Genomic DNA, 12,948 nt, shown 5'->3' with positions numbered 1-12,948 from the left:
TCTATATTTTTATGTCATGGAATGAAACCGATATGAAAAAAACTTACGCTACTCTTGTGACGACATTTGCTGTTTCTACAGTACTCGGCCTGACAGCATGTTCCAAAAACAGTAATGAAACTCAAACTACTACAACGGATGTTGTGACCATCGTCGCGACAGACACCAAGCCGTACTCAAGCTTAATGGAGCAAGCGAAAAAAGATTTACAAGCACAAAATATTGATCTGCAAATCACATATATGAGTGATCCACTGAGTATTAATCGCGTTGTTGCTGAAAAACAATATGACTTAAACTACTACCAACATGAAGCTTATTTAGACTCTGTACGTTTTAAAAATAAATGGGATCTTGAGCCTATCTCCTATACCTTTAATACCATCTTTGCTGGTTATTCAAGCAAATATAAATCGATTGATGAATTACCAACAGGTGCTGTCGTCAGCGTGCCTGGTGACCCAGCCAACAATGCACGTGCTTTAGAGTTATTGGCAGATGCCAAGCTGATTAGCTTAAAACCGCATGCCGGAGATTATCAAGTCAGCCAACGTGATATTAGTAGCAACCCAAAACAACTGAAGATTGTTGAGGTTGAACAGCCAATGTTGCCCACAGCTTATAAAGATTCTGACCTAACAGTAATTACTGGCGTGTATGCAGACCGTGCAGGTTTAGTCCCAAATCGCGATGCGTTGATTAAAGATAAAGCTGCCAAGCAATGGACAGCAGTATTAGTTGCGAATTCTGAATCTGCAAAAAAACCAAGTGTGGCCAAAGTTAAAGCATATTTTGACTCTCAAACTGCTTATGACTTTATTCAAAACAATTACAGCCAATTTGTGATTTGGGATAAGTAAACCCACATTCCATTTATATTGATTGATCGAGAATTCAATGCGCTATTTTAATATGTCTATACTCAGTGCAGTAGCTTTATCTACAGGTTTACTGCTTTCAGGATGTACCGAAAAAAACAACTCGTCCGAACATGAAACTGCAGCACAACAACACGTGGTCAAAGCAGTTGCTTGGGATACGAAACCCTATTCGAGCTTGCTTGAATATGCACGTGATGAACTCAAAAAACAGAATATTACTTTAGAAATTACATATCTCACCGATTCTTATACGGCTAACCAAGCTGTATCAGACCAAGAATATGATGTGAATTACTACCAACATGAAGCTTATCTGGATTCAGTACGCTATAAAAACAACTGGGATCTCCAACCAATTTCGTACACTTTTAACACAGTTTTTGGGGCTTATTCGAAAAAGTATAAGTCGATTGATGAATTACCAGTGGGTGCAACCATTACTATTCCCTCAGATCCTGCCAATAATGCCCGTGCTTTACAGCTTTTGCATGATGCGAAACTGATTCAGCTAAAAGACCAACACTTAGGGGATCAAATCAGTCAGCGCGATATCATTGCCAACCCTAAAAAATTTAAATTGATTGAGGTTGAGCAGCCAATGCTGCCAAAGGCTTATCAGGATTCAGACTTAACAGTCATTACGGGCATTTATGCTGATCGTACTGGTTTAGTGCCAAATCGTGATGCATTAATCAAAGATAAAGCGGCAAAAAAATGGGCTGCTGTTTTGGTCGCCAATTCAGCTTCACAACAAAAACCTGCCGTTATTCAAGTGAAAAATTTCTTTGATTCAGCCGCAGCATATCAATTTATCCAAAGTAATTATGGTGAATTTGTGATTTGGGATAAGCCTCAAGGAGAACAATAATGTTAAAAAAATATATCCATTTAAATGCCTTTGAGATGAATACCGTTAACCATATGGCACATGGACTTTGGGCTCATCCTGAAGACCAGCGTATTCACTATAAAACTGCCAACTATTGGATTAAATTAGCACAATTATTAGAAAAAGGCTGCTTTGATGCCCTTTTCTTAGCCGATATTGGTGGCGTTTATGAGCCTTATGCAGGCTCGTATAAAGCAGCGGTCAAACGTGGTATGCAATCGCCCATTAATGATCCCTTTATTAATGTTGGCCTAATGCTTGGTGTCACTGAACATTTAGGTTTTGCGGTAAGTGCATCAACGAGTTATGAGGACCCTTTTAATTTAGCACGACGTTTTTCGACCTTAGACCATCTCTCTAATGGTCGTGTGGCATGGAATGTTGTGACTTCTGCGCTTGAAGCAGCTGCGCTGAATCATGGTCATGACGCGATTATCCCGCATGATAAACGCTATGAAATTGCAGATGAATTTTTAGAGGTGTGTTATAAGCTTTGGGAACATAGCTGGGAAGAGGATGCGGTACAAGCCAATCGCGCAGCGCATATGTATGCTGATCCAGACAAAGTTCACACCATTGATCATGTTGGACCTTACTTTAAAGTACGTGGTCCACACGCGTGTGAACCCTCTACACAAAGAACACCTGTGATTTTTCAGGCAGGCTCATCAACCACAGGGAAAAAGTTTGCAGCCAAACATGCAGAAGGTGTATTTATCGCGGGTCAAGAGCCAGATAAACTGCGTCAAACAGTAAAAAGCCTTCGTGAATCTGCATTAGAACAAGGTCGCGAAGCAAATGATATTAAAGTATTTGCTTCACTCACGATTGTAGTCGGCCACACACATGAAGAAGTCCAAAATAAATTAAAAGACTATCAACAATATTTCTTGCCTGAAGCTTCTTTTATCCAATTTTCAGGCAGCACCGGCATTGATCTTGCCAGCTTGAATGATGACGAGCTGTTTGGACAACGCCATTCTGAAGGCAATCAATCGACTGCTCAGCTGTATAGCCATAAAACCGCGTATACCGTAAAGAATATTAAAGATGAGTTATCTAAATTTGGTGCGCGTACTTTATTGGTTTTAGGGACACCTGAAGAAGTGGCAGACCAAATTGAAGAGCTGGTCGACTATATTGATCTTGATGGTTTTAATGTCTATCAAGCCATTACACCAGCAACCCTAGAAGATGTGGTGGAGTTGGTGATTCCTGAATTACAAAAACGTGGCCGATATCGCACACATTATCAAGACACCTCGTTCCGTGATCGTCTTTTCCGACAAGGTGATAAACTTTCACCACGCCATATCGTACATAAAAAATATACCGAGGCCTAAATCATGACAGCACTCATGCATCCCCATTTAACTCAAAATAACTATCGCTTTGTGAACAGTAGCGCTTTTCAAGATTATCTGACTTTCTTAGCAAGCGATGCCCAAACACGTCTGGCACAAGGCGGTCACGGTCCATACCAAGCTGTGGCACGCTTTAAAGAACTCAAATTCGGAACTTTACGCTTACCAGAAGCACTTGGCGGCTATGGCATTAGTGTGGAAGAGTTATTCAAAGTATTAATTTCATTGGCAGAATATGATAGCGACTTACCACAGATTTTAAGAGCACATTTTCAACTCACTGAAGAAATTTTAAGATCGGAAAATGCTGATTTTAAAGCCTATTGGGTCAATGAAATCTTAAATGGCAAAATTATTGGCAACGCTTATACAGAGCCCGCAGGTCAAGAAGTCTTGGGGGATGGCCAATATCACACCAAGCTCAAAGCAATTGATGCAGAGCATTTTGAAATTAATGGCACGAAGATTTTCTCTACAGGCACGCTTTACAGCGATTATGTCGCAGTACGTGTTAATGATGCAACTGGTGCCAATCTCTCCGTCATTATTCCCACAGATCGTGAAGGTGTAGAACGTATTGATGACTGGGATGGGATTGGTCAACGCTTTACGGCCAGTGGCACCACGTTATTTAAACATGTAAAGGTGTATTCTCATGAGCTCAATCACGTGCCTGTTGAACAAGTAAAATTTAAACCGTTCACACAATTGTTCTTACATGCTGTCATCGCAGGTAATGTCAATGCCATTGCACATGAAGCAGCACATCTCGTACGTAGCCGTAAACGTACGTTTGCCTATGCCTTTCATGCAGATCCAAAACAAGATCCATTGTTATTAGAAAAAGTGGGCGAAATTGCTGCAACAGCATATATCATTGAACATGCTGTTTTAAAAGCTGCACAAGCCCAAGATCGTGCCTTAGCCACCACTCAACATGGCATCACAGATTATCACTTAAGTCACCAAGCTTCTTTAGAAGCAGCAATGGTGAAAGTAGCGATTGAACCTTTGGCACTTAAGGCAGCTGCAGCGCTTTTTGATGTAACAGGAGCATCGTCAACCAGTCAAAAATACCATTTAGATCGTTACTGGCGTAATATCCGTACCTTAAGCTCACACAATCCAACCAACTTTAAAGCTGCTCATATTGGTCAGCATTTAGTGAACGACGTTGATATTCCACATAATCCTTACTTCTAAAACAATCTATTATTTTCAATTATAAAAAACCGCCTTAGGATTTTCTTGTTTTAGATATTGCCAATAGATGGCTTCATTTTTCTGAAAAAAATCATCAATTGTGCAGAATAAAGTTGTAAACTCGAACATAGGATGGCTAGTTGAATGGTTTGTGTCGTAACTCACTTATCAACTCAGTCATCTTTTTTTTCAACTGCATTTCTTATCCATGATTCGGGTTAAAAAAAGTAAAACAGCTTAAATAGCTCGGTCGAAAGACCGTTGAAGCAAAAATTCTTAAAGATGTGAGACAACACAATAAAATAGAGACGATCTTTAGCTTATTGAAGCAACAATACAACCTAGTAAGCAGTCGCCATCGTTCCATTTCAGGTTATTTCGCTGGAATTTACGCATCCTTATGTGCTTATCAAATCTGTCATCAGAATAAGCCCCAATTTACAACGATGTGAAACTAGGCTTATCCATGATTCGGGTTAATTGTATTAGCTTTTTTAAAAAGCTGACCTCTGTTGCTGAGCTTTTTGCTGAAACTGACGTTTATTTTCAGCATCTATTTCTGCATTCATTTTTGAGTAGTTCGTTTTGTCTTTGAAATTCAAATACGTTGTAGTATCAGGCCAACCACGATAGGCCGTAATACTCATACCATTTTTGAAGTTCCATGTATAACTTGCATCTCCAAGTCTAGGATTCCCAGATCGTTGGCTCGGTTGCCCATATTTTGATGAAACTAAATTTGCAACTTCAATAATTTTTCCTGAATCTACAAACGCAGGGAACTTATATTCTGCAAACGCAAATTTACCATTTGAAGAATATCCAAAGTTTAAATCTGTAGCACCTTGTAGAACACCATTAGAATTGTATTTATCTATCCAGTAATTGTTGTCTTCACGAACTGCATGTACATCGGTATTTTGTAAAGTCGATCGAATTTGATCTCGTGTTGCTCCTTTTAGCTCTACATTAAATAATTGTGGTGCCGCCATTACTGACATTGAAGCCACTATAGAAGCAACAACAATAAGACTATTACGACATAATTGGTGCATGAATTATTTCCTATTTTTAAAATGATTGATTGTGTCAATGCTATAAAGCATTAGTATTTTCAGATTGGCTTTCATTATCGACTAATTCATGTTCAGCCATTTGGATATCATCAAACGTATTTTTATAAACCGTATCTAGATTTTTTGATTGTGTCGAGGGGTGAACTGGTTCATTCCAGTTTTTATCAAATTCAGCACGTTTTTGATTAAAATCAGCATCAAATTTGGCTCTCCTTTGTTCAAACTGAGCATCAAAATCTGCACGTTCTTTTTCGAATTGAGTCTGTCTAGCTTGTTGCTCTTCTAAAAATTGTAGAAATTTTTTATAAATTGGAGTCGACTGTAAGATTTCGGGATGTAAATCTATAATTTCTCGGGTTTGATCATAATGCTGTTTAGTCTGGGCATATTCTTCCTGAGGAATCTCGACCCATGACTCTGCTAATATATTCCTTTGGTTTGTTACGTCATTGTTCACAAACTCTTGAATAGATTTATAAAAATATTCTTTCCCATCACCACTTCGGCTTTCATAACGGTATGCAAAACCATAATTATTATAAGTATTGCTACTTTCAAATGAATTTACACTGGTTTGTTGTGCTGTAAATTTAGCATTCGGATCATTGTTCACGCTAGATTTGCTATGAGAGGGTGAGTTATCTTCCGCAATATTCGTATGGTCGTTTTTACTACAACCACTCCCAAGTATAAGAGTCAAAAAGACGATGTGTAAAAAGTTAAGTTTAATCATTCTTGCACCTCAGCTTTTAATTATATTTTCGAAGCAAAGAGTCTTCTAAATAACGATTTGAAAAATTATTTTCAAACCAACGCAAAGCATCTTGAGCAAAATAAATATTGGTGTATATGCGGCTATCGACACCGATAGCTGAAATTGTTTGCCATGAACGCGTCATAATCGCTACAGGACTACCATTTTTATCAAACTCTACAAAGGCAGGGTCGACATCATAGCGATTAGCGGCACCATTAAACTCGGTAATTGATTGTACTAATCCATTGTTCAAATCTTTATTAATATTCTTTTTATACATATGGACTTGATGTCCTTTTGCTAATGCTTGTTCAATAAACATTTTTGAGGCTAAATCTTTTTCTGAAATATAAATACCATTGTTAATTTTTCGATTAGCTTCGCTAAAGTTTGCTTCATGATTAATATATTTTTCTAAATGGATTGAACCCATTGTACGTTTTTCTAATTTAAATTTATCATTGATCAATGATGGGTTTAGAACAATTACATTATTATTAGAGATATTTGAAAGGACTAAAAATTTGTTTCGTATTTCTTTATTTGACATTTCATCCCATACGCGTTGAGTACTTTTACTTACCCAGCCATCATAGGCGTTTACTCCTTTCGATATAGCACCTACCGTACTGTCTGCTGCTGTTTGGATATGTTGACAGCCTGTTGCGTTAATTAAGACGAAAGAAATCGCTAAAAATAAAAAATTCTTATTCATTTTACCCTCTGAGTGTTGGATCAATATTATAAAGTATAGCTATGCTGATCATAATACTAAGTAATTCTTAGTAATTTATCAATTAAAACCTAAGAGAATCTTAGTTTTTAATTGATTATTAAACATATGGAAAGCAAAAAACCCAATGTATTTTCAATGCGTCTAAAGGTCGCTCGCAAAGCGAAGAAGCTTTCTCAAGAACGATTAGGAATACTTGCTGGCATTGATGAAGCTTCGGCTAGTGCTCGAATGAATCAATATGAAACAGGAAAGTATGCGCCCGATCTTCTGACGGCTATAAAAATAGCTGAAGTTTTAGAAGTACCCGTAGCTTACTTCTATATTGAAGATAATTTAATGGCAGAACTTGTTACAAAACTCTATTTTTTGACTGAATTACAGCAGAAAGAAGTATTAGATTTTATTAATCAAATAGCTCAAAATATCAAAAAAACAAATATATAATTTTTTAAGTATATTTGATATTCTTTCATAAATCCTGCGCTTTAATGTATTCACTGATTAACTGCCAATCTTCAGTTTTTGAAATTTCTTGTGGAAGCTCCGCTTCAAAGGATTCATAAAAATATCTACGCATACAATACTCAGTATAAGAATACGCATAGGTTTCATACCGCGCGATGATTGTTAAGTCCATCATCGGCATTTGTGCCTGATCCCATCGTTGTCTTTTCCGACTGAAAAAGAATAGTTTCCCGAAGGTATAGCTAAATAAAAAACATAAGCTACATTAAGTTAAATGCAATGTCTAAGGCTTGTGGGAGATTTCTATTGTCCTGAGCAACCATGTGCCTGACTTTACTTTTCAAGATCGACCATGCTCTTTCAATAGGATTGAGGTCAGGACTATATGCAGGCAGATAAACGATTCTCGTCTGATATTGAGCTGCTAAATCATCGATCACTTTTCCTTTGTGTATCGATGCATTGTCGAGCATCAGCAAATATTTTTTAGTCTGAATATCCTGTTGTTACAAACCCTGCAACAAATACTCTAACCAACACACGAAAATATTCCGATCACACGAACCTTGAAACACTAAAGGTTGAATAAACTGGAATGTTGCATTTGATCTAACAGCACTGATCATGCTGAGTCTCGTGCCATGCCCACCTGACCTGAATGCATGACAACGTTTTCCTTTGAACCGTACCGGGTTTGTCGGAGATTTTTTTATTTAAGTTAGGCCACCTGACCTAACGGGTTAATCTTATCATAGTACATTGCTTCAAAATCAAAAGGCGATACATAAGCCAATGCACTGTGTACACGCTTTTTATTGAACCAATCTACCCAGTTGAGTGTCGCAAGTTGTACATCCGCTAAACCTTGCCAATCTGCTTTTAGATATTCAATCACCTCTGTTTTGTATAAGCCATTCACCGTTTCAGCCAAAGCATTATCGTATGAATCACCCGTTGTACCGACTGATGCTCGTAAATTTGCTGCTTCTAAACGATTGGTATAGCGAATGGAAAGATATTGCACACCTCTGTCGGAATGATGAATCACATTCTTTGGCATGCCTCGATCATGCAATGCTTGCTCCAGTGCATCAAGTACCATATCTGTATTCATCCGTGTTGATACTTTCCATCCAACAATTACTCGCGAGAACACATTAATAATAAAGGCGGTGTAGACCCAGCCAGAATGGGTTTGAATATACGTAAAGTCACTGACCCATAATTGGTCAGGTCGATCAGCACTAAAATTCCGTTTCACTAAATCATCTGCTCGTTTTTGATCATCTCGGTTGCGGGTAGTTTGTTTGTTCTTACCACGCCAAACACCTTGTATATCTAGCTTTTTCATCAATCGAGCAACTGTACAACATAGCCTTCACGTTTCAATTTTTGCCAAACTTTACGTAAACCATATCGACCTAAACTTTCTTTCCAAATACGTTTGATTTGCTCTGCATGATGTAAATCATGCAGAGCACGTTTCGCTCGATGTTCTGGGTTATCAACGAAATCTAAAGCCGGATAATAGGTCGAAGCTGCAATCGGTAAAATTCTACAAATCGCTTCAACACCATATCGATCTTTATTGTTATGGATAAAATCCACCATTATTTGTGTGGGCGGTCGAGCTCCGCCTGGGCGAAAAAAGCGGCTGCTTTACGTAGAATTTCATTGGCTCGTTGCAGTTCTTTATTTTCGCGTTCAAGTTGTTTAATGCGTTCCTGGTCTGAAAGCTGCTGTACTTTGACTGGATTCTGTTGATTCAAATGCTTCTGATGCCAAACACGCAATGTTTCAGGAGTACAACCAATCTTAGGTGCAATAGCTGTGATTGCAGCCCAATTCGATGGATAATCTTTTTCAGATTCAATCACAAGTTGAACCGCTCTTTCTCTGATTTCAGGGGTATATTTTAATTTTGTCATCGGGGTAGTCTCTCAGAATATTGACTCTCCGACAAAACCCGGTACGGTTCAGGCGCATGCATTCACTGAAACAGAGAGCCAATCCAAGCACTAAATAACATGGCAATAATACCCCACAGCATAATACGTACCGCACCTTTATAGACATTTACCCCACCTGCATAACTGGCAATTGCACCTAGCATACCTAAGCTTAATACCCCAACCCACATAATGCCTTTCGACAAATACACTTCAGGCAAAATTAAAATAGACAGTAAAGGTACTAAGGAGCCCACGCTAAACGCGAGCGCTGAAGCAAATGCCGCGCTAAGCGGCCGTGCAGCTGTTTGCTCAAGAATACCGATTTCATCACGAGCATGAGCATGCAAAGCATTATGCTCTGTTAACTGCTGCGCAACTTGTTCAGCCAAGTGACGATCTAAACCACGCCGAATATAAATCTGGGTTAACTCTTGAAGCTCATGTTCTGGGTGTTGCTGTAACTCTCTCGCCTCTCGCGCTAAATCTGCTTTTTCAATATCTTCTTGGGATTTAACTGAGATATATTCACCTGCTGCCATAGAAGCAGCCCCTGAAATAAGACCTGCCACACAGGTGACCAAGAGAATATGACTAGAAGCACCACTGGCCGCCATACCCACCACTAAACTGGTCACCGAAATAATGCCGTCATTCGCGCCCAATACCGCAGCGCGTAACCATCCTGCCCGCTCTAAGTAATGTTTTTCTAAATGATAGGAGTGCGGCATTGTGTATTCTCACAAGTCATATGGGTTAGAAATATCAAACGCTTGGCCAAGCATAAAGAATATATTCAAGTAAAAACATGCTGATCTATTGCAAACCATCAAGCAAAATAATTAAGTGGTAATTTCAAATATGAGATCCCGTTGGCTTCAGGTTCAGGAAAATGGCCTGCGCGCATATTGATTTGAATCGCAGGCAAAATCAGCTTTGGCATACTTAAAGTCGCATCTCGTTTTTCTCGCATCGCTACAAACGCAGCCTTAGTCACTCCAGTATGGATATGAATATTGTACTGTTGTTGGGTCGCGATATCGGTTTGGCAAACATATTCTTGACGCTCTGCAGGTAAATAGTCGTGACACAAAAATACGCGCATTTCACCAGGCAACCGATATAAGGTTTGCACAGAATCAAATAAGGTCGCTGCACTACCGCGCGGAAAATCACAACGTGCTGTACCATAATCTGGCATAAACAAAGTATCCCCCACAAATACCGCATCACCGACCACATAACTTAAGCAAGCTGGAGTATGTCCTGGCGTTGGAATATTGTAAGCCTCCAAATCCCCAATCTTAAAATGCTCATGATCGGCAAACAAATAATCAAAAGGTTGTTCGGCGTTAAAGCGTTTCATATCTAAATGATAAATCGCGCCAAAGGTTTCTTGTACTAGGTTAATTTTTTCACTCATGGCAATTTTTCCACCTAACTGTGCCTTTAAATACTGGGCAGCAGTTAAGTGGTCAGCATGAACATGGGTTTCTAAAATCCATTCCACCTTTAAATCATGTGCTTGAATATAGGCAATCATTTGATCTGCCTGTGCTGTCGAAGTGCTTGCCGATGCTGCATCATAATCAAGTACACTATCAATAATCGCACAGTGTTTGGTCTTTGCGTCAGTCACCACATAACTAAAAGTATTGCTATTTTTATCAAAAAATTCTTGTACATGTACGCTTTGCATCCATTAAGCTCCTGACCATTTACGGTGAATCCATACACCCACCAACATCGCCACAATAAAATACAGGATCTGATAGTGCCCTAAGCCTATTAAGGTAAAGCTTGGTGCTGGACAGATGCCTGCAATGCCCCACCCTACACCAAATAACAGTGCTCCTGTGATTAATTTTTTATCGATTTTTTGATGGCTTGGCAAATCAATTGGCTCATTAAATACAGTTTTCGGCTGTTGAGCACGCACCGCTTTTTGAAATGGAATAAACGCAACAGCAATTGCTCCCATCATGACAAAAGCAAGGCTCGCGTCCCAATCACCAAACAGGTCTAAAAAGTCTAAGACTTTTTCAGGATTTGACATCCCTGAGACCATTAAGCCTAGCGAAAATAAAGCACCAAACAAAAAAGCAAGTAAGTTCTTCATGTTAGAATGCTCCTGTGATGTGACGAATGACATAAACCATAACGAAACCTGCCACCATAAAGGTCGTGGTGGCGATTATTGAACGTTTAGACAAACGGCTGATACCACAAATACCATGTCCACTGGTACAGCCTGAACCTAAACGTGTACCAAAACCCACCAGTAAGCCTGCCACAATCATCATCAGTGGACTAGCATTTAACTCAATCTCGGGTTGAACAAATAAACCATATATAAATGGTGTCACGATTAAACCTGCCAGAAACCAGATCGCAGGTGTCTTAAAAATAGTTTGTGGATTTAACACTTGTGCAATCAGACCACTAATGCCTGCAATGCGTCCATGAACATATAAATAGCCCACAACTGCAATACCTAACATTGAGCCACCGATAAAAGCGATGAGAAAATCGTGCATACTGTTCTTTCTCTATACAATATACTTTTTTATATTATATATTAATAGATAATATTCAAGCGTATTTTGATTATTTTTAATGTCTATCTGTCATTTAAGAGAAATAATATGAATGAAAAAACAATGAGAATTGATTTCTCCCACGTTTATCATGTCACTGATTGCCTAAAAGTTTTAGCCAATCCAGAACGCTTAAAAATTCTTTGTGTTTTGATCGATTGTGAACTCAATGTACAGGAGATTCAGCAAGCGACACATATACAACAGCCTACGCTATCACAACAGTTAACTGTATTACGCCGGGCGAAGATAGTCAGCACGCGCCGTGAAGGAAAGCAAATCTTTTATCAACTTATCGATGTTAAAGTTTTGAAAATAATGAAAAATTTATATAAACTGTATTGCCAACCGATGCGACCAGCTAAATAGCCCTCAGCCCTTGATACACCTCCCCACTTTCGACTAGTTGTTTGCGAAACTCATTTATCAGGGATCCTAAAAGCAAAAGCGCTTAGGCGATTTCCTCACGGATTTCGCCTGTTTTGTGCTTCCTAGGGCGTCCTTTAGATCCCCCACTTGACTGTCAGTGAGGTCTTAGACTCGACTAAAGATCATTTTTGACTATAGATAAATTTCTGCATGTAGCAATACAAAAACCAAGCGTGCCCCGAGCAAGCCAACAATCAAGCTACTCCACATTGACATACTCCCACCACTTTCGACTAGTTCCTTGCGAAACTCGTTTCTCAGGGATTCTAAAAGCAAATGCTCTTAGGCGACTTCCTTGCGGATTTCGCTTGCTTTCTGCTTCGTAGGGCGACCTTTACCGCATCCACCCTCCACAGACAAAACGGTATGTCCTACCGCCAAAATGTTGCGAGAAGCGTTTATATCCGCATTCTCGCTAAAGCTACACTCTACACAGCTAAATTTCGCCTGAGTGAGCCTGTTTTCTTTTGCAACGTGACCACATGAACTACAAGTCTGACTTGTATATTTAGGGTCAACTTTAACGAGTAAACCACCTCGCCATTGTTGCTTATACTCCAACATACCAACAAGCATTGACCACCCTTGATCTAGGATTGATT

The 12,948-nt window shown here is 39.1% G+C and carries 16 protein-coding genes, 3 pseudogenes and 1 other annotated feature; of the genes and pseudogenes, 7 read left to right on the top strand and 12 right to left on the bottom strand.

The window, feature by feature from the left end; genetic code table 11:
- The first annotated feature begins 32 nt into the window (after nucleotides 1–32).
- From CYK47_RS13050 to CYK47_RS13035, 4 genes are read left to right on the top strand one after another with little or no spacing between them, the layout of a single operon-like run.
- Nucleotides 33–860: a MetQ/NlpA family ABC transporter substrate-binding protein gene (locus CYK47_RS13050; protein WP_164709200.1), complete on the top strand. Its 828-nt coding sequence runs from the start codon at nucleotides 33–35 to the stop codon at nucleotides 858–860.
- A gap of 37 nt (nucleotides 861–897) precedes the next feature.
- On the top strand, nucleotides 898–1,749 hold the full coding sequence (locus CYK47_RS13045; RefSeq protein WP_122902257.1) for a MetQ/NlpA family ABC transporter substrate-binding protein: 852 nt from the start codon (nucleotides 898–900) through the stop codon (nucleotides 1,747–1,749).
- On the top strand, nucleotides 1,749–3,113 hold the full coding sequence (locus CYK47_RS13040) for an LLM class flavin-dependent oxidoreductase (RefSeq protein WP_122902256.1): 1,365 nt from the start codon (nucleotides 1,749–1,751) through the stop codon (nucleotides 3,111–3,113). The genes CYK47_RS13045 and CYK47_RS13040 overlap by 1 nt, the downstream gene beginning before the upstream one ends.
- Nucleotides 3,114–3,116: 3 nt before the next feature.
- Complete coding sequence (locus CYK47_RS13035) at nucleotides 3,117–4,337, top strand: acyl-CoA dehydrogenase family protein (protein ID WP_122902255.1); 1,221 nt, start codon at nucleotides 3,117–3,119, stop codon at nucleotides 4,335–4,337.
- Between the two features lie 33 nt (nucleotides 4,338–4,370).
- Here CYK47_RS13035 and CYK47_RS15730 read toward each other — a convergent pair.
- Nucleotides 4,371–4,466, bottom strand: a pseudogene (locus tag CYK47_RS15730) (IS982 family transposase); the annotation flags it as partial.
- 155 nt (nucleotides 4,467–4,621) lie between these two features.
- On the opposite strand from CYK47_RS15730, the pseudogene CYK47_RS13030 reads away from it, so the two are divergent.
- Nucleotides 4,622–4,789 (top strand): annotated as a pseudogene (locus CYK47_RS13030) (IS982 family transposase); the annotation flags it as partial.
- A gap of 42 nt (nucleotides 4,790–4,831) precedes the next feature.
- On the opposite strand, the gene CYK47_RS13025 reads toward CYK47_RS13030, so the two are convergent.
- From CYK47_RS13025 to CYK47_RS13015, 3 genes are read right to left on the bottom strand one after another with little or no spacing between them, the layout of a single operon-like run.
- Nucleotides 4,832–5,392 carry a hypothetical protein gene (locus CYK47_RS13025; protein ID WP_122902254.1) on the bottom strand — a complete coding sequence of 187 codons (561 nt, stop codon included), beginning with the start codon at nucleotides 5,390–5,392 and terminating at the stop codon, nucleotides 4,832–4,834.
- A 40-nt stretch (nucleotides 5,393–5,432) separates the two neighbouring features.
- The gene (locus tag CYK47_RS13020) at nucleotides 5,433–6,146 is read right to left on the bottom strand and encodes a hypothetical protein (protein ID WP_122902253.1); all 714 of its coding nucleotides are present in this window, start codon (nucleotides 6,144–6,146) and stop codon (nucleotides 5,433–5,435) included.
- Between the two features lie 16 nt (nucleotides 6,147–6,162).
- Nucleotides 6,163–6,885: a hypothetical protein gene (locus tag CYK47_RS13015; protein ID WP_122902252.1), complete on the bottom strand. Its 723-nt coding sequence runs from the start codon at nucleotides 6,883–6,885 to the stop codon at nucleotides 6,163–6,165.
- Nucleotides 6,886–7,011: 126 nt separating this feature from the next.
- Here CYK47_RS13015 and CYK47_RS13010 point away from each other — a divergent pair, with 126 nt between their 5' ends.
- A complete protein-coding gene (locus CYK47_RS13010; RefSeq protein WP_122902251.1) occupies nucleotides 7,012–7,350 on the top strand; it encodes a helix-turn-helix transcriptional regulator in 339 nt (112 codons plus the stop codon).
- Between the two features lie 25 nt (nucleotides 7,351–7,375).
- On the opposite strand, the gene CYK47_RS13005 is transcribed toward CYK47_RS13010, so the two are convergent.
- The 7 genes and pseudogenes from CYK47_RS13005 to CYK47_RS12975 form a co-directional block, all read right to left on the bottom strand.
- Nucleotides 7,376–7,546: a hypothetical protein gene (locus tag CYK47_RS13005; protein WP_252150286.1), complete on the bottom strand. Its 171-nt coding sequence runs from the start codon at nucleotides 7,544–7,546 to the stop codon at nucleotides 7,376–7,378.
- 85 nt (nucleotides 7,547–7,631) lie between these two features.
- On the bottom strand, nucleotides 7,632–7,868 hold the full coding sequence (locus CYK47_RS15835) for a transposase (RefSeq protein WP_353653408.1): 237 nt from the start codon (nucleotides 7,866–7,868) through the stop codon (nucleotides 7,632–7,634).
- Between the two features lie 221 nt (nucleotides 7,869–8,089).
- Nucleotides 8,090–9,299: pseudogene (locus tag CYK47_RS12995) on the bottom strand (IS3 family transposase).
- Nucleotides 8,908–9,024: a sequence feature (AL1L pseudoknot), on the bottom strand. It overlaps the preceding pseudogene by 117 nt.
- Before the next feature lie 62 nt (nucleotides 9,300–9,361).
- Entirely contained in the window at nucleotides 9,362–10,051 is a 690-nt protein-coding gene (locus CYK47_RS12990; protein WP_122902249.1) for a VIT1/CCC1 transporter family protein, read from the bottom strand.
- Nucleotides 10,052–10,149: 98 nt separating this feature from the next.
- The gene (locus CYK47_RS12985) at nucleotides 10,150–11,019 is read right to left on the bottom strand and encodes an MBL fold metallo-hydrolase (RefSeq protein ID WP_122902248.1); all 870 of its coding nucleotides are present in this window, start codon (nucleotides 11,017–11,019) and stop codon (nucleotides 10,150–10,152) included.
- Between the two features lie 3 nt (nucleotides 11,020–11,022).
- Nucleotides 11,023–11,439 carry a DUF6691 family protein gene (locus CYK47_RS12980; protein WP_122902247.1) on the bottom strand — a complete coding sequence of 139 codons (417 nt, stop codon included), beginning with the start codon at nucleotides 11,437–11,439 and terminating at the stop codon, nucleotides 11,023–11,025.
- A 1-nt stretch (nucleotide 11,440) separates the two neighbouring features.
- Nucleotides 11,441–11,857: a YeeE/YedE family protein gene (locus CYK47_RS12975; protein ID WP_122902246.1), complete on the bottom strand. Its 417-nt coding sequence runs from the start codon at nucleotides 11,855–11,857 to the stop codon at nucleotides 11,441–11,443.
- 108 nt (nucleotides 11,858–11,965) lie between these two features.
- Between CYK47_RS12975 and CYK47_RS12970 the strand changes: the two genes are divergently transcribed.
- On the top strand, nucleotides 11,966–12,286 hold the full coding sequence (locus tag CYK47_RS12970; RefSeq protein ID WP_122902245.1) for an ArsR/SmtB family transcription factor: 321 nt from the start codon (nucleotides 11,966–11,968) through the stop codon (nucleotides 12,284–12,286).
- Nucleotides 12,287–12,628: 342 nt separating this feature from the next.
- Here the strand turns inward: CYK47_RS12970 and CYK47_RS12965 are convergent.
- On the bottom strand, nucleotides 12,629–12,948 hold a 320-nt coding region (locus CYK47_RS12965), incomplete at its 5' end, for an RNA-guided endonuclease InsQ/TnpB family protein (RefSeq protein ID WP_213072433.1).

The organism is Acinetobacter sp. B51(2017) (assembly GCF_003711395.1).
Classification (GTDB): Bacteria; Pseudomonadota; Gammaproteobacteria; order Pseudomonadales; family Moraxellaceae; genus Acinetobacter.
The sequence above is the reverse complement of the archived record's forward strand: the minus strand, read 5'-3'. Positions and strand labels throughout refer to the sequence as shown.

Excerpts from the sequence above, each read along its gene's own strand:
- CYK47_RS13050 (WP_164709200.1), top strand. The coding sequence starts at position 33 with ATGAAAAAAACTTACGCTACTCTTGTGACGACATTTGCTGTTTCTACA.
- CYK47_RS13045 (WP_122902257.1), top strand. The coding sequence starts at position 898 with ATGCGCTATTTTAATATGTCTATACTCAGTGCAGTAGCTTTATCTACA.
- CYK47_RS13040 (WP_122902256.1), top strand. The coding sequence starts at position 1,749 with ATGTTAAAAAAATATATCCATTTAAATGCCTTTGAGATGAATACCGTT.
- CYK47_RS13035 (WP_122902255.1), top strand. The coding sequence starts at position 3,117 with ATGACAGCACTCATGCATCCCCATTTAACTCAAAATAACTATCGCTTT.
- CYK47_RS13025 (WP_122902254.1), bottom strand. The coding sequence starts at position 5,392 with ATGCACCAATTATGTCGTAATAGTCTTATTGTTGTTGCTTCTATAGTG.
- CYK47_RS13020 (WP_122902253.1), bottom strand. The coding sequence starts at position 6,146 with ATGATTAAACTTAACTTTTTACACATCGTCTTTTTGACTCTTATACTT.
- CYK47_RS13015 (WP_122902252.1), bottom strand. The coding sequence starts at position 6,885 with ATGAATAAGAATTTTTTATTTTTAGCGATTTCTTTCGTCTTAATTAAC.
- CYK47_RS13010 (WP_122902251.1), top strand. The coding sequence starts at position 7,012 with ATGGAAAGCAAAAAACCCAATGTATTTTCAATGCGTCTAAAGGTCGCT.
- CYK47_RS13005 (WP_252150286.1), bottom strand. The coding sequence starts at position 7,546 with ATGATGGACTTAACAATCATCGCGCGGTATGAAACCTATGCGTATTCT.
- CYK47_RS12990 (WP_122902249.1), bottom strand. The coding sequence starts at position 10,051 with ATGCCGCACTCCTATCATTTAGAAAAACATTACTTAGAGCGGGCAGGA.
- CYK47_RS12985 (WP_122902248.1), bottom strand. The coding sequence starts at position 11,019 with ATGCAAAGCGTACATGTACAAGAATTTTTTGATAAAAATAGCAATACT.
- CYK47_RS12980 (WP_122902247.1), bottom strand. The coding sequence starts at position 11,439 with ATGAAGAACTTACTTGCTTTTTTGTTTGGTGCTTTATTTTCGCTAGGC.
- CYK47_RS12975 (WP_122902246.1), bottom strand. The coding sequence starts at position 11,857 with ATGCACGATTTTCTCATCGCTTTTATCGGTGGCTCAATGTTAGGTATT.
- CYK47_RS12970 (WP_122902245.1), top strand. The coding sequence starts at position 11,966 with ATGAATGAAAAAACAATGAGAATTGATTTCTCCCACGTTTATCATGTC.